The sequence below is a fragment of the Pseudomonas edaphica genome (genome assembly GCF_005863185.1).
Lineage (GTDB): Bacteria > Pseudomonadota > Gammaproteobacteria > Pseudomonadales > Pseudomonadaceae > Aquipseudomonas > Aquipseudomonas edaphica.
Map to the genome: position 1 here is coordinate 1 of NZ_VBVZ01000904.1, position 1,754 is coordinate 1,754.

Below are 1,754 nucleotides of genomic sequence, written 5' to 3' on the forward strand. Positions count from 1 at the left end.
GGCCAGCACCGATTCGCGCAAGGGGCGGTCATGTTTGATGGCGTACAGCAGGTTTTGCCGTGACGGGAATTGCATCAGCATCGGTTCCAGCAACGGGCGATAAAGCAGGCACGGACCGGCGCTGGCGTTCCTTGGACCGATCACGAACATATTGGCGACCACGTCGCGCTCATGGCCGGGGCGCAGGGTGGGCACGAAGGCCAGGGCGCGGATAACAATGGGCTGCCCGTCTACATGCCGGTCGTATTCATCGGCGTGCATCACGGCGGCAACGTAGCGGTAGCCGAGTTCATCAATTGCGCCCTGTTGGCGGATTTTCATTTGCAGGGCCAGCAGCGGCAGTTGCAGGCGCAGGTGGTTGATGTAGAGCTGCTGGCGGTGACTGGATTGCGCCGGGTCATCGAGCAGTTTCTGTTTGATCAGCACGGGATAGTGCTTGCCGATATCAACGTCTTCGATCAGGTCTTTCAAATAGCTGAAGGTCAGCCAGCTGGGGACGCCATCGTCATTGCCGTTGTAGTGCACCGTGGTGTTGCCGGTGGGCAGGCCGGTGAGGTTGTCCAACGCCAGATCGATCAGGCTGCGACGGGTGATGTCCACGCTGCCCGGCACGACGAGCGTGCCCCACACCACCGGGCTTTCGATCACCACCTCGATTTTGTCCAGGTTCAGGCTCGCACCGTCTTTATGCGAGTGGATGCGGCTTTGCAGTTGTGTGCGGGCATAGTCGCGAATGGGGGCAATGCCGTCCCGGAATGTTTCGCCGTGATAATGGGTATGCAGTTGGGCCAGGTCGATCATGTAGCGGCTATAGGCGGCGGTGTCCGAGTCCGACGCCGAAGCCAGCCAGTCGGGCAGTTGATGATGAACGTCTCGGATACTCGAGAGTTGGTGATCGCTCATCTCTTCGATGCTGGGCACAATGCGGGCGACGGTGGCCGGGCTTGCCTGCTCCTCTGCCGGCTCCTCGACAAAGGCCTGGCCGTAACTGCCGATGGCGCGGATTTGTAGTTCGATCAGAGTACAGGCCAGTGTGTCGAAAAAGTTGCCATCGGGTTCATACAGGCGCCATTGCAACGTGGTATCGCGCTTTGGCGCACTCAACCGGGCGGGCAGCGAGGCGCCGAATGTTTCAAGTGACTCAAAGGTTTCGTAACCGCTTACCAGCGAGTGCGTCAGGATCAATGGGCGTTTGTCATGCTCGCCAACCAACACGGCGATGTCCATGAAACTGACGTGGGTGGACTCGCCGTCCCGGAGTAGATCGACATCAACCAGGTAGGCGTGACTCTTGTAGCGATCATTCAACGAGCGTCTGTCCCGGTCGGGTTTCTGGAACACTCCACGGGCCATGGCCGCTTGGTGCTCATCCAGGCCTTGCTCTTCGGTGACGTTCCACACTTTCCTCAGCGAGTTGGAAAACGTCTGCCAGCGTGGTCCGCTGCTACCGTTGGAGGCGTTCCAGAAGTTAAGTTGCTGTTCCTGAAACGCGATGAACAGAAAGTCGGATAACTCATTGATCAAGCGCGCGATGGCATCGATCTTCACCTCAAGGTGCACAGGCGCCGCCGCGTACGGCTGCAAAGTGAGGAAGTGCTCGCCATCGATGTAAGTTACCCGCTCGCGGGACAGCGCTTGATGAGCCAGCACTGAGGTCAGGGATTGGAGAACGGCTGGCGCCGGCTCGACAGTGCTGCCCACGACATTCCAGCGAGGGCTGATCACCATGGCCAGGTCGGGGTCGATATTGAGGG

The 1,754-nt window shown here is 59.4% G+C and carries 1 protein-coding gene; it reads right to left on the reverse strand.

Annotated elements, in window-relative coordinates:
* The coding region (locus FEM54_RS31925) for a dermonecrotic toxin domain-containing protein (protein WP_338109388.1) at positions 1–1,754 on the reverse strand (1,754 nt) is incomplete at both ends.